Below are 23,834 nucleotides of genomic sequence, written 5' to 3' on the forward strand. Positions count from 1 at the left end.
ATCCAGGTGCAGTCCCTGGTGAAGCGGTACGGCACGAAGACCGCGGTGAACGGCCTCGACCCCGGACCCCTCCGCGCGTGCCGTCGCGACGACGATCCGGCCGAGGCGCTCACGCCAGCCGCTGCACCGCCGCCCCGATCCGTTCGTCCGTCGCCGTCAGGGCGACCCGCACGAACTTCTCGCCCGCGGGGCCGTAGAAGTCGCCCGGCGCGACCAGGATGCCCAGACGGGCCAGGTGCGAGACCGTCTCCCAGCAGGACTCGTCCCGGGTCGCCCACAGGTAGAGGCTCGCCTCGCTGTGCTCGATCCGGAAGCCGTGCCCGAGAAGGGCCTCGCGCAGGGCAGTGCGCCGGGCCGCGTAGCGCTCGCGCTGCTCGCGGACGTGCGTGTCGTCGCCCAGCGCCGCCACCACTGCCGCCTGCGTCGGAGCCGACGTCATCAGGCCGCCGTGCTTGCGGACCTCCAGGAGCGGGCCCAGGACCGCCGGGTCGCCCGCGAGGAACGCCGCACGGTAGCCCGCCAGGTTCGACCGCTTCGACAGCGAGTGGACGGCGACGATGCCCTCGTAGGAGCCCCCGCACACGTCCGGGTGGAGCACCGAGACGGGCTCGGCCTCCCAGCCCAGCTCCAGGTAGCACTCGTCGGAGAAGACCAGAACGCCGTGCTCCCGTGCCCAGGAGACGATCCGGGTCAGCTCCTCCCTGCCCAGCACCCGGCCCGTGGGGTTGGACGGGGAGTTGAGCCACAGAAGCTTCAGCCTCGCCGGGTCCAGCTCGGTCGGGTCGTCGTAGACCACGTGGTCCGCGCGGGCCAGGCGGGCACCGACCTCGTAGGTCGGGTAGGCCAGGCGGGGGTAGGCTACCGTGTCGCCCGGGCCGAGGCCCAGCTGGGTCGGGAGCCAGGCGACGAGCTCCTTGGAGCCGACGACGGGCAGGATGTGCCGGTGGGTCACGCCGTGGGCGCCGAGGCGGCGCTCCACCCAGCCCGTGATCGCGTCCCGCAGCTCGGGAGTGCCCCAGACCGTCGGATAACCCGGGGAGTCCGCCGCCGCGACGAGCGCTTTCTGGATCAGCTCGGGGACCGGGTCGACGGGGGTGCCGACGGACAGGTCGACGATCCCGTCCGGGTACGCGGCGGCCGTCTTCTTGTACGGCTCGAGCTTGTCCCAGGGGAAGACGGGAAGGCGTTCGGTGACTGCGGACACGGGATCGGCTCACTTTCTGCTACGACGGGCGCCCCCCACGAACGTACGGGCGCCAAACGCCTCGGTCCCGTACGGCGCGGGTGAGCGCCGTACGGGACCGAGACGGCACGGTTGTGCCCTCGCCTACTGGTTCATCGGGGGCAGCGCCGCGATGAAGGGGTGGTCGCGCTCGATCAGCCCCAGCTTGCTGGCGCCACCGGGCGAGCCGAGCTCGTCGAAGAACTCGACGTTCGCCTTGTAGTAGTCCTTCCACTCCTCGGGAGTGTCATCCTCATAGAAGATCGCCTCGACCGGGCACACCGGCTCGCAGGCTCCACAGTCGACGCATTCGTCCGGGTGGATGTACAAGGACCGCTGGCCCTCGTAGATGCAGTCGACCGGGCACTCCTCGATGCACGCCTTGTCCTTGACGTCGACACAAGGCTCTGCGATGACGTAGGTCACGCTGTCGTTCCTCCTCGGTAGGGCGCTGGCGGGCCTCCGCAGGCTCCGCCGCCTGGCGCGCGGGAGCGCGGCGTCGTCGATGCCCGCACCTAGTATCTCCGTTCCTGGGCATGATCCGAACAGGAGGGGTGAACTGACCTGTGGAAATCTCTGCGGGCGGACGGCTCGAGGTCCGAATCACCGCTGCTGACGTGGGAAAACGCGTCTCGGTACGGCGGTGGAGCGAACACGCCGCCGAGGGTGAGAGGTTCACCGACACGGTCGGAGTTCTCACATCATGGGACAACGGTGTGCTGGTGATCACACGGCGGACCGGCGAGCGGGTCCGGATCGCGGAATCCTCGCTGGTCGCGGGCAAGGTCGTCCCTCCGGCCCCGGCCCGTAGGCGGGGTCCCGCGGCGTCCTGGGAGGAGTTGACGCGGATCTCCGCCCGTGCCTGGCAGCCGGTGGAGCGGGAGCGGCTCGGCGCATGGGAGCTGCGCGCCGCGGCCGGGTTCACCCGCCGCGCCAACTCGGTGCTGCCGCTCGGCGACCCCGGGCTGCCGCTGGACCAGGCGCTGATCGCCGTACGTCGCTGGTACGCGGACCGTGGCCTGCCCGCCTACGCGCAGCTCGCGACCGGGGCCGAGGGGACGCAGGAGCTTCTCTGCGCGGAGCTGGAGGCGCGCGGCTGGACGCGGGAGGTGACGGCCGAGCTGTGGACCGGGGGGCTGGCGCCGGTCGCGGACCGCGAGACGTCCGGGGTCGGGCTGTCGCGCACGGCCGACGAGGCGTGGCTCGCCCGCTATCAGCGCAAGGGGTTGAGCGAGGTGGCGCTGAAGGTGCTCGGCGGCGGGCCCTCGGTGTGGTTCGCCACGGTGCCCGGCCCGCAGGGCGCCCCTCCGGCGGCGATCGGGCGTTGTGTGGTGGACGGCCGATGGGCCGGTTTCGCGGCGGTCGAGGTCGACCCGGGGCAGCGCCGCCGGGGCCTGGCCACGGCCGTGATGGCCGCGCTGGCCCGGCAGGCCCTCGACGAGGGCGCCTCGGCGGCCTGGCTCCAGGTGGAGACCGACAACGCGGCGGCGCGGGCGCTGTACGCACGGCTGGGCTTCGCGGCGCATCATGCGTATCACCACTACCGGGAGCCGGAGGGCTCCTGCGGACCGGGCGCGGACGGCCCGCGGGTTGCCGGGACCGGTCCGGTGGTATGAGAGGTTTCGAGGCTGCCATGCGTGCCCCCTATCCCCCGGAGCCGGAGCGGGCCGCCGAGGTGCGACGGCGGTTCGGGGAGGAGGCGCGCTCCGCGCGGCCCGACCTGGCGGCACTGTGTCTGCTCGTGGGCGCGGCCGCCGACGGGGGGCTGGACGAGGCCGGGATGGACGCGGCGCAGATCGAGCTGGACCGGCTCGCCGGGCAGCTGCCGTACGCGCCGGGCGGGCCGCGAGCCTGGGCCCTGGCGCTGGCCGGCGTCCTCGGCGGGCGGTGCGGGTTCCACGGCTCGGCCGCGGACTACGAGCGCCTGGAGTCCTCGCTGCTGCACGAGGTGCTGCGACGGCGGCGCGGGCTGCCGATCCTGTTGTCGGTGGTGTGGATCGAGGTGGCCCGCAGGGCGGGGGCCCCGGTGTACGGCGTCGCGCTGCCGGGGCACTTCGTCGTGGGGTTCGGGCCGCAGGAGCAGCAGGTGCTGGCCGATCCCTTCGACGGGGGGCGGCTGCTGAGCGCGGCCGATGCCGAGCTGCTGGTGGCCGGCGCGACCGGGACGGCGCTGCAACCCTCGATGCTGACGCCCGCGGATCCGCTCGACGTCGTGCTGCGGGTGCTGAACAACATCCGCGCCTGGGCCGCCACCCGGCCGGAGCGGTCGGATGTGGCCCTGTGGGCGGTGGAGCTGTCCCTGCTGCTGCCGTCGCATCCGGCGCGGCTGCGGTACGACCGCGCCCAGCTGCTCGTGCAGCGCGGGGATTTCCTGCGGGGGGCCGCGGAGCTGGAGGCGTACGCCGATGTCGTGGCCGGCGTGGACGAGACGGCCGCCGAGCGGGTGCGGGGGCAGGCGCGGGCGGCTCGGTCCCTGCTCAACTGAGGTTCTGCCGGGGCGCCGGTCGACCGGCGGCTACAGCCATCCCTTCTCCCTCGCGATCCGGACCGCCTCCGCCCTGTTGCGGACCGCGAGTTTCTGTATCGCCGTGGACAGGTAGTTGCGGACCGTGCCCTGGGACAGGTGCAGGGTTGCGGCCAGTTCGGCGTTGGTCGAGCCGTCCGCCGCCGCGCGCAGAACCTCGCGCTCGCGCTCGGTCAGCGGGTTGGCGCCGTCCGCAAGGGCGGCCGCCGCCAGTGTGGGATCGATGACGCGCTCCCCGGCGAGCACCTTGCGCACCGCCTCGGCGAGCTGGGCCGCGGGGGCGTCCTTCACCAGGAAGGCGTCGGCGCCCGCCTCCATCGCGGAGCGCAGGTAGCCGGGGCGTCCGAAGGTGGTGAGGACGACCACCTTGACGTCCGGGAACTCCCGTCGCAGTACCGCCGCCGCCTCGATCCCGGTGGCGCCGGGCATCTCGATGTCCAGCAGCGCCACGTCGACCTGGTGGGCGCGTGCCGCCGCCGGCACCTCGTCCCCCCGGGCGACCTGGACGACGACCTCCATGTCCTCTTCCAGTCCCAGCAGGGCGGCCAGTGCCTCGCGGACCATCGACTGGTCCTCGGCGAGCAGGACCTTGATCGTGCGGCTCATGCCCCGGATCCTACGTGCGCCCCGGCGCCCGCGGGCACGCGTGCCACCAGCCGGAAACCGTGCTTGACGCGGCCCGCCTCCAAGCTCCCGCCGGCCTTCTCCAGCCGCTCGGTCAGGCCCGTCAGACCGTTGCCGGGACCCTTGCCCGATCCGCCCGATCCGTTGTCCTCGACGGAGAGTTCCAGCGTCGGCCCATCCAGGGTCTGCCGCCGGAGCACCTCCACCGTGCAGCGCGACGCGCCGCTGTGCCGGACGACATTGGTGATCGCCTCGCGCAGCGCCCAGGCCAGGGCGGACTCGCTCTCCTCCGGGACGCCGGTGAGGTCGGCTTCCGCGGGTATGTCCGCGATGACCGCGGCCGCCGCCAGCGCGACCTGCGCGCCGGCCAGTTCGGCGGCGAGGCGGGGGCGGCGGTAGCCGGTGACCGCCTCGCGCACATCGACGAGGGCCTGGCGGCTGACCTGCTCGATGTCGGCGACCTGCTGGGCCGCCTTGTCCGGATGGCCGGGGAGCATCCGGCCGGCCAGCTCGCTTTTCAGGGTGATCAGGGAGAGCGAGTGGCCTAGCAGGTCGTGCAGATCCCGGGCCAGCCGCAGCCTCTCCTCGTTGGCGGCGAGCTGGGCGACGGTGGCCCGGGCCTTGCGCAACTCGACGGTGGTACGGATCAGTTGGACGACGCCGGTCATCGCGAAACCGATGAGCAGCACCAGGATCACCAGATCCTGGGCATCGCGCTCGCCGGCGTGCAGCCCGACGAGGAGCATCAGCCCGGCCGTCCCCGGGATCGCCCAGTAGGCCGCCCTGAGCGGGAGGGTGGCCCCGCAGGCCACGGAGACGTAGCAGTAGAGACCGAGCCAGGACGGGCCGAGGGTGAAGCACAACAGGGTCGCGAGCGCGCCGAGGACGAGGACCAGGGCGATCACGAGCCGAGGGGGCAGCGGCGTGCCCATGTTCCGGAAGACCAGCGTCAGGTAGATCCCGACGAAGACCGCCAGGCCCAGCCAGCCGGCCACGGTACCCGCGGTCGTGTGGCTGCCGGAGACCAGGTCGTGGACCGGCTGGCTGAGGAAGACGAGCCAGACGCCGATCCACAGCACCTTGCGCAGGAACAGATCGCGCCGGTCGCGGGGCGGCTCTCCCAGCGGAATCATCCGCTCCGCGCGGACGTGGTCCGCCGCCGGGTCCTTGGTCATCGTGCTCACGCCTTCAGCGTGTCCTTCCGGTACAGCCAGGCCGCCCCGCCCGCGAACAGGGCGAAGAAGGCGACGAGGATGGCGATGTCCTGGGTGCGCGGGGCCTGACTCCGCTCGATGGCCTGCCCCAGAGCAGCGTACGCGTGCGTGGGCAGCCACTCGGCGATGTCCTGCAACCAGGCCGGGAAGACCGCCGAAGGCCACCACAGCCCGCCCAGGATCGACAGTACGAAGTAGGTGATCATGGTGATCGGGCGGACCGCGTCCCCCGTGGCGAGGTAGCCGATGGCGACGCCGAGCGCCGCGAAGACGAGGCTTCCGGCCCAGATGGCCCCGGTCAGGGCGAGCCACTGCCAGGCGTCGAGCCGGACGTGCTTCAGGGCGGCGGCGACCGCGAAGACGACGACGATGGACGGCAGGCTGACGACGGCGGCACTGGCGGTCTTGGCCAGGACGTAACCGCGCCCCGGCAGGGTGGTCAGCCTGAGCTGCCGTACCCAGCCGCTCTCGCGCTCCTTGGCGATGCGCTCGCTGTTGCCCATGAGCACGGCGGTCAGTGCGCCGAAGGAGGCCATGGAGACCATCATGTACGTCGCCACGGTCAGGCCGCTGCCGGGGATCTTGCCGCCGTCGCTGCCGGAGGTGCTCGAGATGAGCAGGAACAGGGCCGCGGGGTAGACCACCGAGAAGAACAGGAACTTGCGGTTGCGCAGGGCGCGGGTGAGTTCCAGCCTGATCAGAGCGTTCACGACTGCCTGGCCTCCTCGGCCTCGGTGATGGCGACGAAGGCCTGCTCGAGTCCGAGTCCGGCGACTTCGAGGTTGCGGGCGTAGACGCCGAGGCCGTACAGGGCGTGGACGGTCGCGTCCGCGTCGGTCGACTGGATACGGACGGTCTGCCCGGAGCCCGCGGCGGAGCCGCTCGCGGACACCGTGATCGACGTCAGGAACGGCAGTGCGCGCAGCGACGCCTCGTCGACCGGGCCCTCGATGTCGAAGGAGATCCGGCGGGCACCGGCCTTCGCCTTGATCTCGGCGGCGGTGCCGTCGGCGAGGAGCCGTCCGCGGTGCAGGACGAGCACCCGGTCCGCTATGGCGTCGGCCTCTTCGAGGTAGTGCGTGGCGAACAGGACCGTGCGGCCCTGGTCCGCCTGCTCGCGCATGGTGGCCCAGAAGGCCTGCCGGGCGGAGACGTCCATGCCGGTGGTCGGCTCGTCGAGCACGATCAGGTCGTTGGCCCCGGCGGTGGCGAGGGCGAAGCGGACACGCTGGGCCTGCCCGCCGGAGAGCTTGTCGACCTTCCGGTCGGCGATCTGTGTGATGCCCGCGCGAGCGAGCACGTCGGCGACCTCGTACGGCTTCGGGTGCAGCGCGCAGGCGAGCTTGACCAGCTCGGCGACCGTGACCTCGTCCATCAGTCCGCCGCTTTGCAGCATGGCGCCCACCCGCCCGGCGACGATGGCTTCGCGCGGGCTGGTCCCGAACACCCGCACGGAACCGCTGTCCGGTTGCTTGAGCCCGAGGAGCAGATCCAGGGTGGTGGACTTGCCCGCCCCGTTCGGCCCGAGCAGGGCCACCGTCTCCCCCGGGTGCAGCAGGAGCGTCAGCCCGTCCACGGCTCGTACGTCGCCGTACGCCTTGGTCACCTGGTCGAACCCGGCCACCGACCCGGTGGCCGCCACTGTCGTCGTCATGGACTCATCGTGGCCGTGCAGGGGGGCGGCCAGGCAGTGCCGGGTGTCGTGACTCCGGTATGACAGATGTCATGGCCGGAGCGGTGACCATAGGGGGCGCCCTGGCGCGAGGAGAGCACCGGGTGGCAGCGCCAGGGGGCGCCCGGTCGGAACCGGGCGCCCCCTGGCGCTGTGAGCGGTTGACTAACTCGGGTTGGTGTCGATCGTCCCGACGCGCGTTGCCGTGGTCTTGCCGAGCAGGGCCGGCCGCAGCGCGCTGATCACGTCCTCCACGGTGACCGGCGTCTTCTTGCCGGTGCCCCGGGTGATGAGGACACCGTCGAACGCGTGGCCGTACAGCTCCTGGAGGGCCGCCTTGTCGTACGACTCGACGAGCTTGCCGTCGATGGCCTTCACCCTCAGGAACTTCCACAGGGACTTCTGCGGGCTGAACGCGACGCCATGGGCCGCGTCCGCACGCACGATCACGGTGGCGGACATCGCCGGCTCGGCGAAGGCCTTCATCATCCGGTCGACCTCGGCGTTCGGGACCGTCGGCTGACGGGTGGTCGTGGGCACCCGCACGGGCGTGGTGGCGCCGGTCTCCACCTCGGTGCGGTAGGCCTGCACGACGGCCTGGGCGGAACCGCCGGCGTCGATGCCCTTGCCCGCCTTGCCGTACACGGCGACGGCCTTGCCGGGCCGGAACTCGATCGTGCCCTCGGTCATCGAGCCGGAGCCGCCCGCGGCGCGCTCCAGGGCGGCCTGCAACTTCTCCTCGTCGACGGGCATCACGGGTTCGACGACGCGCTGCTGCCCGAAGAGCGATCCGATCACCGACACCGGGTTGTAGTCGCTCTGCGCGGCGGCGGCGACGGTGGCCTTGCTGTCCAGCTGGAGGCCCGACTGGTCGGGCTTGAGGGCGACCGTCCTGCCGTCGACCGACAGTTGCAGCGGCTTGTCCGTACGGCTGCCCAGCGCGGAGTCCAGCTTCTGGGTCGCCTCGTCACGGGTGCCGCCGCCGATGTCGACGCCGAGGACGGTGGTGCCCTTGGGCACGTCGGAGTGGTTCATCAGCAGCCCGGCGCCGTAGGCGACACCGGCGATGACGACCAGGCCGCCGACCAGCAGCACCAGCTTGCTGCGGCCCTTCTTCTTGGCCGGCTTCGCCGCGGAGGTGTTCTGCGCCTTGGGCGGGTCGGGCAGCTTCGGGGGCGTGTGCGGCCCCGGTCCGTCGGTGGCGGAGCCCCCGTCGAACGGGCCGTTGTGGGCGCCCGGCGGAATCACCGGGATACCGCTGGTGACGGTGTGTCCGGAGACGTTGTCGCCGGGGCCGCCGAAGCCCTGGCGGCCCGGTTCGGGGGCTTGCTTCTGCGGGGTGAGGATCGCGGTGTCGTCGCTGAGCCCGCCGCCGGGACGGCCCTGGCCCGCGGGGGCGCCGGGCGCCCCGGGGCCGAGCGGTCCGGGACCGGCGCCGGGGCCGAGCGGTCCGGGGGAGGCGCCGGGCGTGCCCGGCATGCCGGGTGCCAGCAGGCCCGGGCCGCCTGGGCCGGGGCCGGTGAGGCCGGGACCGCCGGGCGTGGGGCCGGAGAAGGCGGGAGGGAGGAGCGGTCCGTCGCCCGTGACCGGGCCGCCGGTGGGGCCCGAGGGGCCGGCGGGACCGGAGGGGCCCGGCTCGGAGAAGTACGGCAGGTCGTCGCGGCGGGGCTCACCGCCGCCGTCGGAGCCGATGGCCGGGAACGAGGCGGTGCTGGCCGCCACCGCGTCGGACACATCGAAGGAGCCGGTGCCGCCGCCGTGTCCCGGCGCGACGGGGCCCGCACCGGTGGCACCCGGGAGCCCCTTTCCGCCGTTCGTCGCGCCGGGGCGCGTAACGCCGATGCCGCTCGCGCCGGGAGCGCCCCGCGCACCCGCGCCAGGCGCACCGTGCGGGCCCTGTATGCCCGAAGCACCGGGCAGCCCGGCGCCGTTGGTCGAGCCGCCGCCCTGCGGGCCCGTGGCCGCCGCGGGCTTGCGGGGCGCGAACCAGTCGCTCGCCTTCTCCTCGGCCGCCGTGGAGGGCCCCGGAGGGCCCTCGAGGGTGCCGAGCGCGCTCATGGTGCCCGTGGTGTCGGGTTCGGTGCCCGTGTCGGCCGCGGTGTCGGGGGCGTCGGAGTCCGCGACGGGCGTACGCACGACGACCGGCGGAATGGGCCGGGACCCGGGGATGTTGATCCGGATCCGGGTCGTCAGCGTGGTCTCGGTTTTGCGTTCGTCCGGCTGCGTGCCCGGACGGCCGGCGTCCGCACCGTCCGAGGAAGCCATGGGGGTCCCGTACGGCGGCGTCCCGGACGGGTACGCGGATCCACCGCGTCCGTTGGGTCCGGCGGACGAACTGTCAGTTTCACGACTCAAGGCAGGTTCTCCCGGTTGGCTCCACCGCCTGTTTCGACCTCAACAGGTGGGCCCCCTGCTCGAACGAGGCCGAGGGTGTGAGGGAGGCTCGGCGGCGCGCACCACCATACTGTCCGCTCGGGGCCCGCAGACCGCGCCCGTGAGGGAAACCCGCACCGGACCCCCACGCACCGCCCGGATTTTCCGGAGGACATCCCGTAACCCGGGTGGCGAAGTGGTACGTCACTTGCCAAGTCGGGCGTCGAAGCCGCCCGGTTGCCGCCCCGGGGCAAGGGTGGCGCAGATCACAGCGAGGCCCATTCCGCCGAGCAGGAACAGATACGAGCCGACGCCCGCGCCGAACAGGAAGTCCCCTTCCGGACGGCTGGCGGTGACCAGGACCACGGCGATCATCCACCCGGCCGCGGGCGCGAGGGCCCCCGCCCGGGTGCCCGTGGCCCACCCGCCCCCGACGAACAGCCCGGCCGCGCCGGCGAGCGCGAGCAGCAGCCCGCCGGGGAACCAGCCGGCCTGGACGAGCCCGCCCGCCACACCGGTCACCGCGCCGAGCACGAAGAGGCCGAGGCAGGCGGCGATCCGCCCGGCCGACGGCAGAGTCAGGGGCTGTGCGAGCGCACTCGGCTGCTTGCCCGTGGGGGTCATGGGGCCACTCCTTCGAACAGGTCCGTCTCACGGGCGCCGTCGCTCCCCCGGCCTCCGGCCAGGGAGACCCGCGTCCCGCTTTGCCCGTCGCGTGCCAACTCGTAGTACTCCGTGGTGAACAGCGGCTGCGCCAGTGCGTTGGAGAGCGCGAACCCGGGTTCGGCGACCTCGATCTGGGTGGCGTGCGCTCGCATCGCCGCGGCCTTCGCGGCAGCGAAGGCGGTGCCGTCGATCTCCGTGGTGACCACCGGGTCGTCGACCACGCCGGGGACGTCGTCGACGGCTGCCGCCCTGGCGAAGGGCGTCGCGCCGAGCGCCTCGCCGAGCCGGGTGAAAGCGGACTCGGCGACCGAGCGCGGCACCCGGTTCCAGTAGACCTTGGGGATCTGCCAGGGCGCGCCGAGGTCCGGCCGGAAGCCGGGGTCGGCGGCCAGTTCGGTGGCGCGCACGGCGACGCGGTGCGCCTGGATGTGGTCGGGGTGGCCGTAGCCGCCGTTCTCGTCGTAGGTGACGAGGACCTGGGGACGGATCTCCCGGACGACCGCCACGAGATGGCCGGCCGCCTCGTCGAGGTCGGCGGACCAGAAGGCGCCCTGGCGGTGGTTCTGCGGGGTGCCCATCATCCCGGAGTCGCGGTAGCGGCCCGGGCCGCCGAGGAAGCGGTGGTCGGTGACGCCGAGTTCCTTCATGGCCGCGGCCAGCTCACCCGCGCGGTACGGCCCCAGAGTGTCGTCCCGGTCCGCCGCGAGATGCGCCAGCGCGGGCGGGATGACCTCGCCCTCCTCGCCGAGGGTGCAGGTCACCAGCGTCACCCGGGCGCCCTCGGCCGCGTACTTGGCCATGGTCGCGCCGTTGTTGATGGACTCGTCGTCGGGGTGCGCGTGCACCAGGAGCAGACGCCGGTCGGGCAGATCCGTCATGGCACCACCCTACGAGAGCGCCCGCCCGGCGCCCCGGCGCCTCCCGGCCGCCCGGGTTCAGGCATCGGGCTCGTCCCGGTAGCGCGGCAGGCCGTCCGTCGGGATCGTCCAGTCGCCGATGGTGACGTCCTCCCCGTAGACGAAGTCCTTGCGGGTGGCGTAGCGGGGGCCGCCCGGGGTGGGATGGATGTCGGTGAGGACGGCGCCGGTGCCGGTGCGGGGGTCGAAGACCGCATAGACGGGGATGCCCATCAGGGGGTAGTCCCGCATCTTGGTGACCCAGTCGTTGTCCGGGTTGGAGCGCGAGATGACCTCTACGGCGGCCACGATCGACCGGGGGTCGAAGGAACCCTCGCCTTCCATCTCCGCCTCGGCGATCACCATCACATCGGGGCGGCGCATGATGCCCTCGGGCTCGTCCTCCACGTCGGGCTCACCCGTGTGAGCCACGATCTCGTCCGGCATCACCTTCTCCAGGCGCTTCCGGACGCGCAGCACGGTGAGCTCGTGCGGCTTCATGGGCGACATCATGTCAAGGACGATCCCTTCCTTGGTGATCTCGAACTTGCCGGGGAGGTTGTCGTCCGCGGACTGAACGAAATCCCGCATGGCCCGGTACAGGTGGGAGGCGCCCTGCCGCGCGTTCTCCGGGGCGATGGTCATGGCGCTCGCTCCTCGTCGTCTGTGCCCAGGGGCAAGGATCGTCGCTTTCATGCTAGGCGGCCCTCCAGGAGATCCGTTCGGCAGTCGCGGCGGCGGTCGGCCTCCGGCGCCGGAAGGCGCGGTCGCAGCCTTCGCGGGTGCGGAGCGGGGGCCGTACGGGCGGCGGGACGGCCGGTGCGCGGAAGGGGGTCGGGGGTGGCAGCCGGGCGGTGAGGCGGTGGGCCCTCAGGGCTGCCGGGCGCCGCAGCCTTCGCATGGCAGATCGTCGGTCAGCGCGCCTTACGCCATCCGGGCTGACGTCCCGCTCCGTCCAGGCGGCGACGCCGTTGTGTCGGCCCTTCACCCCTCTGTTCCTTGGGTGAGAGCTCCCCTCGCACCGGAGCACGTACGGCCGGGTTCCGGTGCGAAGTCGAGTTCCGCCCAGACCGTTTTGCGGGGGCGCGGCCCGGGGGCGACACCCCAGCGGTCGGCGAGGGCCTCGACGAGAAGGAGACCCCGGCCGGACTCGGATTCTGCGGCCGGCTGCCGGGCGCTCGGAAGTCGGTCGCCGCGGGTGTCGGCGACCTCGATCCGGAGGGTGCCGCCGACGACGTAGAGCATGAGCCGGAAGTCGCGTCCGGGGACGCGTCCGTGCGTGGCCGCGTTGGCGGCCAGCTCGGCGACGACGTGCTCCGCCCGGTCCGTGGGCAGGCCCCAGCTGCGGAGCTGTTCGGTGGCGAGCAGCCGGGCGAGGCGGGCGCCGCGTGGGGTCGGTGACAGCAGGACGCCGAAGTTGCGGATCGGCTGGCCGAGTTGGGCTTCCGGGGAGGGGCAGCCCGGTTCCGGAGCGTCGAGCTTCAGGTGATGCCAACGGACCGCGAGGAGCACGCCGGACTGGCCGGTGGGATCGAGGTGCTGAAGTTCGACGATGGGTCGGCGGTGGGCCGTTCCCCGGCGGTGGCGAACGGCCGGCCGGTATCGGAGCCGAAGCAGCTCCGTATCCTGGAACTGCGGTATGGCATCATCCGAGCTCAGGCTCTCACTCCGCGTGAGTCAATGGCCTTCGTCGAGCAACTGCTGGGGGAATCATGATCCGCAACACCTCGGCCGGGGGCGACTCGGACCTGGCGTGGTTCAAGAGCAGCTACAGCAGCAGCAGCGAGGGCGACTCCTGCGTCGAGATCGCCACCGAACCCTCCACGGTGCACGTCCGCGACTCCAAGGACATCACCGGCCCGCGCCTGACCTTCTCCCCCGCCACCTGGTCCGCCTTCGTGCCGTACGTAGGCGCATAACGGGCAGCCGACGGCGGGCCGGGTCGTGCGCGGCCCCGGGCCCGCCGTCCACCGCGCGTCAGAACTTGATGCTCCCGATCATCCCCGCGATGTTCGTCGTCAGGTCGTGGATCGTCGGGGCGACGGTCGACGAGGCCAGGTAGAAGCCGAGCAGCATGCAGACGATGGCGTGCCCGGCCTTCAACCCCGACTTCCTGATCAGCAGGAAGACGATGATCGCCAGCAGCACCACCGCCGAAATCGAGAGTGCCACGGCGGCTCACCTCCAAAGATCCACAGGGGCGGGGAGTCGGACTATGGGGGCAACATATCCATGAGGAAAAGACCATGCGGATAATTCCGCATGGACGCCAGCGGGTTCTTACCCACTATGCGCTAGTGATCATAACTATCCGTGCGTGCGCATCGGTCGGCGCACGGCCGCACAAGGGGGCGCATGGCCAATATGGTCGGGGCATGATGACCGAGCCTGCTTCCTTCCCCCGACGGCACGCGCGGACCCAGCGGTTCACGCTCGGGGCGCCGCGCGCGTTCACCGTCGCGCCCGACGGTTCCCGTGTCGCGTTCCTGCGGTCCGCCTCGGGCACGGACCGCGCGCACCAGCTGTGGGTCCTCGATGTGGCGGACGGCGCCGAGCGCCTGGCGGCCGATCCGGGCGCACTGCTCGGGGGCGCCGCCGAACACTTGGCGCCCGAGGAACGCGCCCGCCGGGAACGCAGCCGCGAGGGCGGCGCCGGCATCGTCGGCTACGCCACCGACACGGCCCTGGAACTGGCGTCTTTCGCCTTGTCAGGGCGGCTTTTCACGGCGGAGCTGCGGGCGGGCACCGCGCGCGAACTCCCCGTACCGGGCCCGGTGATCGACCCTCGCCCGGCTCCCGACGGCCGGCACATCGCCTACGTCGCCCAGGGCGCCCTGCGCGTGGTCGGAGCCGAGGGGGAGCACGACCGGGCGCTCGCCGAGCCGGAGTCGGAGGGGGTGTCCTACGGCCTGGCCGAGTTCGTCGCGGCCGAGGAAATGAGCCGTACGCGGGGCTTCTGGTGGTCGCCGGAGTCCGACCGGCTGCTCGTCGCGCGCGTGGACGACACACCGGTGCGTCGCTGGTGGATCGGCGATCCCGCGCATCCTGAGCGGGAGCCGCAGGCGGTGGCGTATCCGGCGGCGGGCACGGACAACGCGGACGTCCGCCTGTTCGCGGTCGGCCTCGACGGGGTGCGCACCGAGATCGCCTGGGACCGGGCGGGCTATCCGTATCTGGCGCGAATCCACTGGTCAGCGGCGGGTGCGCCGCTGATTCTGGTGCAGTCGCGTGACCAGCGCAGTCAGCTGTTCCTGGCCGTGGACCCGGACTCCGGGGCGACCCGGATGGTGCACGCCGAGGAAGATCCACATTGGCTGGAACTTTTCCCCGGGGTGCCGTGCTGGAGCCCCTCCGGGCAACTGGTGAGGATCGCCGAGGAGGGCGGCGCGCGGGTGCTCGCGGTGGGGGAACGGCCGTTGACCGGGGCGCAGTTGCATCTGCGGGCGGTACTGGACGTGTCGGACGACGATGTGCTGGTGGCGGCCTCGGCCGGCGAGGCGGCCGCCGACCCGGAGATCGGCGAGATCCATGTGTACCGGGTCAATGAACTGGGCGTGGAGCGTGTGTCGCAGCAGCCCGGTGTGCACTCGGCGGTGCGCGCCGGGGGCGTGATCGTGCTCGTCTCCTCGGTTCCCGAACTCCCGGGCGCCCAGGTTCAGGTGCTACGAGACGGCAAGCGGGTCGGAACCGTGGCTTCTTATGCGGAAGATCCGGGTTTGTCCCCGCGCATCACACTCATCCAGGGGGGCGCACGGCGAATCCCATGCGCCGTGCTTATGCCTAGGGACTACTCCGGTGACACCCCCCTGCCCGTCCTCATGGACCCCTACGGAGGCCCGCACGGGCAGCGGGTGGTCGCCGCGCACAACGCCCATCTGACCTCGCAGTGGTTCGCCGACCAGGGCTTCGCGGTCGTCGTCGCGGACGGCCGGGGCACCCCGGGCCGCTCCCCCGCCTGGGAGAAGGCGGTCAGGGACGACCTCGCGGCCGTCGTGCTCCAGGACCAGGTCGACGCGCTGCACGCCCTGGCCGGCGACTTCCCGCTCGACCTGTCCCGGGTCGCGATCCGCGGCTGGTCCTTCGGCGGCTACCTGGCGGCGCTGGCGGCGCTGCGCCGCCCGGACGTGTTCCACGCGGCCGTGGTCGGTGCCCCGGTGACCGACCTGCGGCTGTACGACACCCACTACCAGGAGCGCTATCTCGGGCACCCGGGCGAGCGGCCCGAGGTCTACCGCCGCAACTCCCTGGTCGACGACGCGGGCCTGGTGGACGCCGCCGACCCGGCCCGTCCGATGATGATCATTCACGGACTGGCGGACGACAACGTGGTGGTCGCCCACACCCTGCGCCTGTCCTCCGCCCTGCTGTCCGCGGGCCGCCCCCACGAGGTGCTGCCGCTGTCCGGGGTGACTCATATGACCCCGCAGGAAACGGTCGCGGAGAATCTGCTGCTGCTCCAGCGGGACTTCCTCAAGCGCGCCCTGAACCTGGGCTGAGCCGCGGAAGTCCCACAGAGCACCGCAACCGCCGATCGAGGAACCACGACGAGGCACCGGCCAGGTCCGCGAGAGCGGCGCCGGCCTGGGCGCAAAAAGGGGCAACGGGCCGGGATGACATGGCGCATCCCGGCCCGTTCACGGCACCCGCACGGCCGTACGCTGTTCACTCTGCTGCGTCCGTATATCGGAATCGCGTCGCCCAAGTTGCCTGTGTGTTAACGGGCTTCCTCCGCATTTGTGTGTTTATGCGGACTCCTCGTGCGGCTCATCCCCCGCCACCGGGGGCTGAGCGGGGGGCCGTTCCGGCGCCGCCTCCTGCGGCGGCACCACGCGTTTCTCCTCCGCGAAGTGGCAGGCCGAGTCGTGTGCGGCCGGTCCCCCCTGCGCACGGAACCGCTCGGGGACCGCGAGCGCCGGCACCTCCAGAGCGCACCGCTCCCTGGCCTTCCAGCAGCGGGTGCGGAAGCGGCAGCCGGAGGGGATGTCGGTCGGGGACGGCACATCCCCGCTCAGGATGATCCGCTCCCGGCGCTCCCGTGCCTCCGGGTCGGGCACCGGCACGGCGGACAGCAGGGCCTGGGTGTAGGGGTGCGTGGGATGGTCGTAGATCTCCGCGTCCCTGCCGGTCTCCACGATCCGTCCGAGGTACATCACCCCGATCCGGTCGGAGATGTGCCGCACGACCGACAGATCGTGGGCGATGAACACATACGACAGGCCGAACTCCCCCTGGAGCCGCGCCAGCAGGTTGACCACCTGCGCCTGGACGGACACATCCAGCGCGGAGACCGGCTCGTCGGCGACCACGATCTCCGGGCGCAGCGCCAGGGCCCGCGCGATGCCGATGCGCTGGCGCTGGCCGCCGGAGAACTGGTGCGGATAGCGGTTGACGTATTCGGGGTCGAGCCCGACCACGTCGAGCAGCTCCCGCACCCGCCGGCGCCGGTCGCCCTTGGGCGCGGCCTCGGGATGGATCTCGTACGGCTCCCCGACGATGTCGCCCACGGTCATCCGGGGGTTGAGGGAGGTGTACGGGTCCTGGAAGACCATCTGGATGTTGCGTCGCACCGCCTTCAGGGCGCGTCCGGACAGCCTGGTGATGTCCTCGCCCTTGAACCGGATCGACCCGGACGTCGGCCGCTCCAGGGTGACCAGCAGCCTGGCGAGTGTCGACTTGCCGCAGCCGGACTCGCCGACGATGCCGAGGGTCTCGCCCCGGCCGAGGGTGAAGTCGACGCCGTCGACCGCCCGGACCGCGCCGATCTGCTTCTTGAAGAGGATCCCCCGGGTGAGCGGGTAGTGCTTGACCAGCCCGATGGCCTCGAGGATCGGTTCAGGAGCGGCCATGCAGGCACTCCCTCCAGAAGTGGCAGGCGCTCCTGCGGTCCTCGGAGACCTCGTAGAGCGGCGGCACATCGGTGAGGCACACGTCCCGGGCCATGGGGCAGCGCGGGTGGAAGGCACAGCCCGGCGGGATGTGCATGAGGTTCGGCGGCAGGCCCCTGATCGCGTACAGCTCCCGGCCCTTCCGGTCGAGCCTCGGGATGGAGTCCAGCAGGCCCCGGGTGTAGGGGTGGGCGGGCGCCTTGTAGAGGTCGTGGACGGGCGCGGACTCGACGATCCGCCCCGCGTACATGACGGCGATGCGGTCGGCGACGTCCGCGACGACGCCCAGGTCGTGGGTGATGAGGACGAGGCCCATGCGGTATTCGCGCTGGAGGTCGGCGAGCAGGTCCATGACCTGGGCCTGGACGGTGACGTCGAGGGCGGTGGTGGGCTCGTCCGCGATGATCAGGGCCGGTTCCAGCGCCAGCGCCATGGCGATCATGATGCGCTGGCGCATGCCGCCGGAGAACTGGTGCGGGTAGTCGCGCACGCGCTGGGCGGCGGCCGGGATCCGTACCCTGTCCATGAGCTCGACGGCCTTGGCCCGGGCGTCCTTCTTCGCCATTCCGCGGTGCACCACGAACATCTCGCCGAGCTGGTCGCCGACGGTGAGCACGGGGTTGAGCGCGGACAGCGCGTCCTGGAAGATCATGGCCATTCGGGCGCCGCGGATCCTCCTGCGCTCCTCCTCCTTCAGGGTGAGCAGGTCCTGTCCTTGGAAGAGGACCTGTCCGCCGGTGATCCTGCCGGGCGGCATGTCGAGGATCCCCATGACGGCCTGCGCGGTGACGGACTTGCCGGAGCCGGACTCGCCGAGTACGGCGAGGGTCTCCCCCGCGTCCACGGCGAAGCCGACGCCGTTCACGGCCCGGGCGATCCCGTCCCGGGTCCGGAACTCCACGCGCAGGTCCCGCACTTCGAGCAGCATGACGACGGCTCACCTCAGCTTCGGGTCGAGGGCGTCGCGCACCGCGTCGCCGAGCATGATGAACGCGAGCACGGTGATCGCGAGGGCGCCGGAGGGCCACAGCAGCGCGTGCGGGGCGTTGCGGATGTACGGGGAGGCGGCGGAGATGTCGATCCCCCAGGACACGCTCGGCGGCTTCAGACCCACACCGAGGTACGAAAGGGTCGCCTCCAGGGCGATGTAGGTGCCGAGCGCGATGGTCGCCACGACGATCACCGGGGCGACCGCGTTGGGCGCGATGTGCCGCAGCAGGATCCGGGACGGGGAGGCGCCGAGGGCGCGGGCGGCCTGCACGTAGTCGTTCTGCCGGGCGGTGATGACCGAGCCGCGGGCGATCCTGGAGATCTGCGGCCAGCCGAGCAGCACCATGAACCCGACGACCGGCCAGACCGTATTGCTGGTCACGACCGAGAGGAGGACCAGGCCGCCGAGTACGACCGGGATCGCGAAGAAGATGTCGGTGGTGCGGGAGAGGATCGCGTCCCAGCCGCCGCCGAAGAACCCGGCGAGCCCGCCCAGGACCGAGCCGAGGACCGCGACGCCGAGGGTGGCGCAGACGCCGACCGTGACCGACGTACGGGCGCCGTGGACGGTCCGGGTGTACACGTCGCAGCCCTGTCCGTCGAATCCGAACGGATGCCCGGGCTGGGAGCCCTCCTGGGCCTTGGACAGGTCGCACGAGAGGGGGTCGCCGGGGGCGATCAGCGATGGCCAGACCGAGATCACGACGAGGAAGAGGATCACGAGCGCGGAGACGATGAAGACGGGGTTGCGGCGCAGATCGCGCCAGGCGTCGGACCACAGGCTGCGCGGCCTGCCCGCCGGGCCCGTGCCCAGCGGTCCCCCGGGCGTCCTCTCCAGGGTGCTCGCCTCGCTCGCGGCGAGGTCCATCGCCCCGCCCATCCCGGTCCCCGCGACGGCGCCCTCGGAGTCGTACGGCGGCTGCTCAGGCATAACGGATCCTCGGGTCGAGTACGGCGTACAGCAGATCGACGAGCAGGTTCGCGACCAGGAAGACCAGCACCAGCACGGTCACGAAACCGACGACCGTCTGGGTGTTGTGCCGGAGGATCCCCTGGTAGAGCTGGTAGCCCACGCCGTGGATGTTGAAGATCCGCTCGGTGACGATGGCCCCTCCCATGAGGGCGCCGATGTCGGTGCCGATGAAGGTGACCACGGGGATCAGCGAGTTGCGCAGCAGGTGCCGGATGATCACTCGGTGGCGCGGCAGCCCTTTGGCGACGGCCGTGCGGACGTAGTCGGACCGCCTGTTGTCGGCGATGGAGGTCCGGGTCAGCCTGGTGACGTAGGCGAGCGAGACGGACGCGAGGACGAGACCGGGCACGATCAGCTCGCCGAGGGCGGCCTGGGGGGAGACCGACGGTCTGACCCAGCCCCACTGGACGCCGAGCAGCAACTGAAGGAGCAGACCGGTGACGAAGGTCGGCACCGAGATCACGACGAGGGTGAGCAGCAGCACCGAGGTGTCGACGGGCCGTCCGCGGCGCATGCCGGTGACCACGCCGAGCGCGATCCCGACGACGATCTCGAAGAGGACCGCGACCACGGTCAGCCGGATGGTGACCGGGAAGGCGGTCCCCATCAGTTCGGTGACCGGCTGACCGTTGAAGGCGGTGCCGAAGTCGCCGGTGAAGACATGGCCCATGTAGGTCGCGTATTGCTGCCACACCGGCTTGTCGAGGCCGAAGTCCCGGCGCAGCTGGGCCGCCGTGCCGGGGTCGCACTGGCGTTCGCCGCACAGGCCCGCGATGGGGTCGCCCATCACGTTCACCATGAGGAAGATCAGCAGGGTGGCGCCGAGGAAGACCGGGATCATCTGCACCAGACGCCGGATGACGTACCGTCCCATGGGGCCTCCGGGGGTAGGGCGTGGCGTGGGGCTCAGCCGACCTTGATCTCGTTGTAGACGGGGACGCTGAACGGGTTGAGCGCCACATGGGACAGGCGCTGCGCATAGCCGGCGCTGCCGTTCTGGTACCAGAGCGGAATGGCCGCCATGTTGTCCCGTACGACCTCCTCGGCCGCCTGGAACAGCTTCACGGCCCGTGCCGTGTCCGACTCCGCGTTCGCCCGGTCGACGAGCCGGTCGAAGTCCTTGCTGGACCACTGACCGTCGTTGGAGGAGGCGCCCGTGTAGTAGAGCGGCTGAAGGAAGTTCTGGATGAGCGGGTAGTCCATCTGCCAGCCGGCCCGGAACGGCCCCGGCATCTTGTGCCGGCCGATCTGGTTGCGGAAGTCGGCGAAGGTGCCGATCGGATTGCCGACGCACGCCCTGCCGTTGCCGAGGGCGTTGTTGATGGAGTTGCACACGGCGTCCACCCACTCCCGGTGGGAGCCGGCGTCCGCGTTGTAGGCGATCCTGACCTGGCCGCCGGGCAGTCCGCCGCCTTCCTGGACCAGCGCTCTGGCCCGGCCCGGGTCGTAGGTGCAGGCACTGCCGCACAGGCCCGCCCGGAAGCCGCCGTCGGCGCCGAGCACCGGGGAGGTCCAGTCGCTTGCCGGGGTGCGGGTGTCGTGGAAGATCCTGCGGGTGATCTGGTCCCGGTTGATCGCCATGGAAAGACCCGTGCGGACCTTCTCCATTCCCGGCTTGTTCCACTGCGGGTCGTAGAAGGGGAAGGCGAGGGTCTGGATGATGCCGGCCGGGGTGTTGATGTACCGGCCGTCGAGGTCCGCCTTGACGTTCTTGAGCTGTGCTGCGGGCACGTCGTCGACCAGGTCGAGGTTGCCGGCCAGCAGATCGGTGTAGGCGGTGTTGCCGTCGGTGTAGACCTGGAGGTCCACCCCGTTGTTCTGCGCCTTGTCCCGGCCGGGATAGCCGTCCCACTTCCTCAGGGACATCATGAAGCCCCTGGTGTAGGACCTGACCAGGTACGGCCCGTTGCCGACGGGCCTCCTCAGCCAGTCCGCGTGGCGGTCGAAGAACGCCCTGGGCAGCGGGGCGAACGCCGCGTAGCCCAGGGTGTCCGGGAACGTCGAGAACTTCTGGCTGAGCCTGATGGTGAAGGTGCGGGGGCCGGTCACCCTGAGCCCGGAGAGGGTGTCGGCGCTCTGGCCGCCGCTTTCCGGGTGCACCTTGTCGTATCCGTCGATGTAGCCGAAGAAGTAGGCGTTCCGCTGGTTGTTCCTCAGACCGGCGCCGTAGTTCCAGGCGTCGACGAAGGACCTGGCGGTGACGGGCTCGCCGTCGCTGAACGTCCAGCCGTCCTTGACGGTGACGGTGAAGTTCTGGGAGTCGGAGGTCTCGATCTTCTCGGCGAGCATGTTCTCGGCCGCGCCGGTCCTCGGGTTGTAGCGCTTGAGCCCGCGGAAGAGCATGTCGAGGACCTTGCCGCCCTGGACCTCGTTGGTGTTGGCCGGCTCCAGCGGGTTCGGCGGGTCGCTCCAGGACGAGCTGAGCACTCCCGGGGCGGCACCCTGGCCGCCCCCACCGCAGGCGGCCGCCGTGAGGGCTGCCGCCACCGCGGCCGCCGCCCGTCGGGCGTGACAGCTTGACGGCGTCATTGAGATTCTCCTCGTGAACGCTTCCGACCGGCGCTGTGCCGCCGACATCGGAGCACTGATCCACTATTGGCCAATATCCGCCAATAGCGGACGCGGCGCGCACTCCCCCTACCCGTGTGGACGCCCATCCCCCCGTCTGGCGGGATCCACTCGGGACCGACGGCACGGGGAGTGCCTGGCGTCAGGTCTCCACCAGGGAGACTTCACCGGTATGGACCAATGGCTGCACTTGTGTGCGTCAACTTGGCCTTTCCGCAGGCCAGATGGGGTGCACGCGCCGTTGACGCACGCGGATGGCCGCTGATAGACACACCTTCACCCCGGTGGCGCCGGGCGATACCGATCAAGCAGTCCAGCAAGCCGTCCTGCACGAGCGATGACGCGAGGTCGATCGATGAGCACGCAAGACCAGCACGGCAGAGAACACCCTCGCCCGGACAGAGCACGGCTCCGCACCCCCCGACTCCTGGCCGCCACCCTGACGCTCGCAACGGCTCTCGCGACCTCGCTCGCCGCCACGCCCCAGCAGGCCGAGGCGAAGGAGAAGCGAGTCCTCACCGTGGCGGTCGCCCAGAGCGTCGACTCGCTGAGCCCGTTCCTCGCGACCCGCCTGGTCAGTACGAGCATCCACCGGCTGATGTACGAGTACCTGACCGACTACGACCCCCGGGACGCTCATGTGGTCCCGGGCCTGGCCACCGCATGGAAGCCGTCGCCGGACAAGCTGACCTGGACGTACACCATCCGCTCCAACTCCAAGTGGTCGGACGGCAGGCAGGTCACCGCCGAGGACGCGGCCTGGACGTTTCAGAGGATGATGACGGACGAGGGAGCCGCCACCGCCAATGGCAGCTTCGTCGCGAACTTCAGGAAAGTCACCGCGCCGAGCCCCACGAAGCTGGTCATCGACCTGAAGAAGCCCCAGGCCACGATGACGGCGCTCGACGTGCCGATCGTGCCCAAGCACATCTGGGAGAAGGTCAAGGACTTCTCGAAGTTCAACAACGACAGCGGTTTTCCCGTTGTCGGCGACGGGCCGTTCGTGCTCACCGGCTACAAGCCCGACAGCTACGTGCGCCTCGAGCCCAACAAGACCTTCTGGCGCGGCACTCCGAAGTTCGACGAGCTGGTCTTCAAGTACTACAAGGACGGTGACGCGGCGGTCGCGGCCCTGCAGAAGGGCGAGGTGTCCTTCGTCAGCGGTCTGACGCCCGCGCAGACCGCAGCGCTCCGCGGGCAGAAGAACATCAAGGTGAACGAGGCGCCGGGCCGACGCTTCTACGCGCTGGCCACCAACCCCGGTGCCCGGGCCGGGAACGGCCAGAAGTTCGGCGACGGAGATCCCTCACTGCTGGACGAGCGTGTGCGGCACGCCCTGTTCATGGCGGTCGACCGCACCACGGTCCTCGACAGGGTCTTCCAAGGCCACGCGGTCCAGGGCGAGGGGTACATCCCGCCACGCTTCTCGACGTACTTCTGGAAGCCGTCGGCGGACCAGGAACTCTCCTACGATCCGGCACGGGCCGCCCGGCTCCTCGACGAGGCCGGCTACCGGAAGAACAGCGCCGGCCGGCGCATAGGCAAGGACGGCAGACCGATCACCTACCGCGTGCTGTGCCACGCCACGGACCCGAACGACAAGGCGGTCGGCCAGTACCTCAAGGAGTGGTGGGGCAAGCTGGGCATCGGAATGACGCTCGACTGCCTGGACAACGTGACCGACCCCTGGCTCGCCGGCAGATACGACCTCGCCTTCGACGGCTGGTCCGTCAACCCCGACCCGGACTTCGTCCTCTCCATCCACACGTGCGCCGCGCTTCCCGCAACCCCGAAGGACACCGGCGCGACCGACAACTTCATCTGCGACAAGAAGTACGACGAGCTCTACGCACGGCAGCTCGCGGAGTACGAACCCGCCAAACGGGCGGACATCGTCAAGCAGATGGAGTCGCGGCTGTACGACCTCGGGTACATGAACGTCATGGCGTATCCGAACGCGATGGAGGCCTACCGCACGGACCAGATCAAGTCGATCACCACCATGCCGGAGAAGAGCGGCAACATCTACGGCCAGGACGGCTACTGGAGCTGGTGGTCCGCGGTTCCGGCCGACTCCGGCACGTCGTCCGGCGGCGGCTCGACCGGCATCGTGATAGGGGTCTGTGCGGGCTTCGTGGTGCTCGTCGGCGCCGGGGTGTTCCTCGCGATGCGCCGCCGCGCCACCGCCGGGGACCGCGAGTAGCCCATGAACCGACCAACCGCATCG

Annotated in this window: 22 protein-coding genes and 2 pseudogenes; 6 read left to right on the forward strand and 18 right to left on the reverse strand. The window is 71.2% G+C overall.

Annotated elements, in window-relative coordinates:
- Positions 1-109: 109 nt before the first annotated feature.
- Entirely contained in the window at positions 110-1,204 is a 1,095-nt protein-coding gene (locus ABZ823_RS02525) for a bifunctional succinyldiaminopimelate transaminase/glutamate-prephenate aminotransferase (RefSeq protein WP_361652866.1), read from the reverse strand.
- A 123-nt stretch (positions 1,205-1,327) separates the two neighbouring features.
- Positions 1,328-1,648: a ferredoxin gene (gene fdxA / locus ABZ823_RS02530; RefSeq protein ID WP_043443616.1), complete on the reverse strand. Its 321-nt coding sequence runs from the start codon at positions 1,646-1,648 to the stop codon at positions 1,328-1,330.
- A 140-nt stretch (positions 1,649-1,788) separates the two neighbouring features.
- Between fdxA and ABZ823_RS02535 the strand changes: the two genes are divergently transcribed.
- Together ABZ823_RS02535 and ABZ823_RS02540 are read left to right on the forward strand one after the other, a co-directional pair.
- Positions 1,789-2,838, forward strand: coding sequence for a GNAT family N-acetyltransferase (locus ABZ823_RS02535; RefSeq protein ID WP_361652868.1), 1,050 nt, complete (start codon positions 1,789-1,791; stop codon positions 2,836-2,838).
- 17 nt (positions 2,839-2,855) lie between these two features.
- Positions 2,856-3,707, forward strand: a complete 852-nt coding sequence (locus tag ABZ823_RS02540; RefSeq protein ID WP_361652870.1) for a transglutaminase-like domain-containing protein — start codon at positions 2,856-2,858, stop codon at positions 3,705-3,707.
- A 30-nt stretch (positions 3,708-3,737) separates the two neighbouring features.
- On the opposite strand, the gene ABZ823_RS02545 is transcribed toward ABZ823_RS02540, so the two are convergent.
- The 10 genes and pseudogenes from ABZ823_RS02545 to ABZ823_RS02590 all read right to left on the reverse strand — a co-directional run bounded on the left by ABZ823_RS02545 (position 3,738) and on the right by ABZ823_RS02590 (position 12,676).
- Complete coding sequence (locus ABZ823_RS02545; protein WP_361652872.1) at positions 3,738-4,352, reverse strand: response regulator transcription factor; 615 nt, start codon at positions 4,350-4,352, stop codon at positions 3,738-3,740.
- Entirely contained in the window at positions 4,349-5,545 is a 1,197-nt protein-coding gene (locus ABZ823_RS02550) for a histidine kinase (RefSeq protein ID WP_361653641.1), read from the reverse strand. The genes ABZ823_RS02545 and ABZ823_RS02550 overlap by 4 nt, the downstream gene beginning before the upstream one ends.
- A 5-nt stretch (positions 5,546-5,550) precedes the next feature.
- Positions 5,551-6,294: an ABC transporter permease gene (locus ABZ823_RS02555; RefSeq protein WP_361652874.1), complete on the reverse strand. Its 744-nt coding sequence runs from the start codon at positions 6,292-6,294 to the stop codon at positions 5,551-5,553.
- On the reverse strand, positions 6,291-7,238 hold the full coding sequence (locus ABZ823_RS02560; RefSeq protein ID WP_361652876.1) for an ABC transporter ATP-binding protein: 948 nt from the start codon (positions 7,236-7,238) through the stop codon (positions 6,291-6,293). Before ABZ823_RS02560 ends, ABZ823_RS02555 begins: the two co-directional genes overlap by 4 nt.
- A gap of 183 nt (positions 7,239-7,421) precedes the next feature.
- Positions 7,422-9,611, reverse strand: coding sequence for a hypothetical protein (locus ABZ823_RS02565; protein WP_361652878.1), 2,190 nt, complete (start codon positions 9,609-9,611; stop codon positions 7,422-7,424).
- 222 nt (positions 9,612-9,833) lie between these two features.
- Complete coding sequence (locus tag ABZ823_RS02570) at positions 9,834-10,253, reverse strand: DUF6113 family protein (RefSeq protein WP_361652880.1); 420 nt, start codon at positions 10,251-10,253, stop codon at positions 9,834-9,836.
- Complete coding sequence (gene mshB / locus ABZ823_RS02575; RefSeq protein WP_361652882.1) at positions 10,250-11,173, reverse strand: N-acetyl-1-D-myo-inositol-2-amino-2-deoxy-alpha-D-glucopyranoside deacetylase; 924 nt, start codon at positions 11,171-11,173, stop codon at positions 10,250-10,252. The genes ABZ823_RS02570 and mshB overlap by 4 nt, the downstream gene beginning before the upstream one ends.
- A 57-nt stretch (positions 11,174-11,230) precedes the next feature.
- Positions 11,231-11,836 carry a Uma2 family endonuclease gene (locus ABZ823_RS02580; protein WP_361652884.1) on the reverse strand — a complete coding sequence of 202 codons (606 nt, stop codon included), beginning with the start codon at positions 11,834-11,836 and terminating at the stop codon, positions 11,231-11,233.
- A 47-nt stretch (positions 11,837-11,883) separates the two neighbouring features.
- Positions 11,884-12,161: pseudogene (locus tag ABZ823_RS02585) on the reverse strand (helix-turn-helix domain-containing protein); the annotation flags it as partial.
- A 14-nt stretch (positions 12,162-12,175) separates the two neighbouring features.
- Positions 12,176-12,676: an ATP-binding protein gene (locus tag ABZ823_RS02590; RefSeq protein WP_361653643.1), complete on the reverse strand. Its 501-nt coding sequence runs from the start codon at positions 12,674-12,676 to the stop codon at positions 12,176-12,178.
- Here ABZ823_RS02590 and ABZ823_RS02595 point away from each other — a divergent pair.
- Positions 12,659-12,907, forward strand: a pseudogene (locus ABZ823_RS02595) (Scr1 family TA system antitoxin-like transcriptional regulator); the annotation flags it as partial. The gene ABZ823_RS02590 and the pseudogene ABZ823_RS02595 overlap by 18 nt on opposite strands.
- Entirely contained in the window at positions 12,904-13,110 is a 207-nt protein-coding gene (locus ABZ823_RS02600) for a DUF397 domain-containing protein (protein WP_361652886.1), read from the forward strand. The pseudogene ABZ823_RS02595 and the gene ABZ823_RS02600, both read left to right, overlap by 4 nt.
- A 58-nt stretch (positions 13,111-13,168) precedes the next feature.
- On the opposite strand, the gene ABZ823_RS02605 is transcribed toward ABZ823_RS02600, so the two are convergent.
- Entirely contained in the window at positions 13,169-13,363 is a 195-nt protein-coding gene (locus tag ABZ823_RS02605) for a hypothetical protein (protein WP_234517986.1), read from the reverse strand.
- 203 nt (positions 13,364-13,566) lie between these two features.
- On the opposite strand from ABZ823_RS02605, the gene ABZ823_RS02610 reads away from it, so the two are divergent.
- Positions 13,567-15,687, forward strand: a complete 2,121-nt coding sequence (locus tag ABZ823_RS02610; protein WP_361652888.1) for a prolyl oligopeptidase family serine peptidase — start codon at positions 13,567-13,569, stop codon at positions 15,685-15,687.
- Between the two features lie 246 nt (positions 15,688-15,933).
- Here ABZ823_RS02610 and ABZ823_RS02615 read toward each other — a convergent pair whose 3' ends face one another.
- Genes ABZ823_RS02615 through ABZ823_RS02635 form a run of 5 tightly spaced genes read right to left on the reverse strand, consistent with a single transcriptional unit; the run spans position 15,934 to position 21,568 of the window.
- A complete protein-coding gene (locus ABZ823_RS02615; protein WP_361652890.1) occupies positions 15,934-17,037 on the reverse strand; it encodes a dipeptide ABC transporter ATP-binding protein in 1,104 nt (367 codons plus the stop codon).
- Positions 17,024-18,004, reverse strand: a complete 981-nt coding sequence (locus ABZ823_RS02620) for an ABC transporter ATP-binding protein (RefSeq protein WP_361652892.1) — start codon at positions 18,002-18,004, stop codon at positions 17,024-17,026. Before ABZ823_RS02620 ends, ABZ823_RS02615 begins: the two co-directional genes overlap by 14 nt.
- A gap of 9 nt (positions 18,005-18,013) precedes the next feature.
- Positions 18,014-18,997 (reverse strand): ABC transporter permease, encoded by a 984-nt coding sequence (locus ABZ823_RS02625; protein WP_361652894.1) that lies wholly within the window; start codon positions 18,995-18,997, stop codon positions 18,014-18,016.
- Complete coding sequence (locus ABZ823_RS02630; RefSeq protein WP_361652896.1) at positions 18,990-19,913, reverse strand: ABC transporter permease; 924 nt, start codon at positions 19,911-19,913, stop codon at positions 18,990-18,992. The genes ABZ823_RS02625 and ABZ823_RS02630 overlap by 8 nt, the downstream gene beginning before the upstream one ends.
- Positions 19,914-19,945: 32 nt before the next feature.
- On the reverse strand, positions 19,946-21,568 hold the full coding sequence (locus tag ABZ823_RS02635) for an ABC transporter substrate-binding protein (RefSeq protein WP_361652898.1): 1,623 nt from the start codon (positions 21,566-21,568) through the stop codon (positions 19,946-19,948).
- Positions 21,569-21,962: 394 nt separating this feature from the next.
- Here ABZ823_RS02635 and ABZ823_RS02640 point away from each other — a divergent pair, with 394 nt between their 5' ends.
- Positions 21,963-23,810, forward strand: coding sequence for an ABC transporter substrate-binding protein (locus ABZ823_RS02640; protein ID WP_361652900.1), 1,848 nt, complete (start codon positions 21,963-21,965; stop codon positions 23,808-23,810).
- The last annotated feature ends 24 nt before the right edge of the window (positions 23,811-23,834 follow it).

The sequence above is a fragment of the Streptomyces sp. NPDC047079 genome, assembly GCF_040643755.1.
GTDB lineage: Bacteria > Actinomycetota > Actinomycetes > Streptomycetales > Streptomycetaceae > Streptomyces.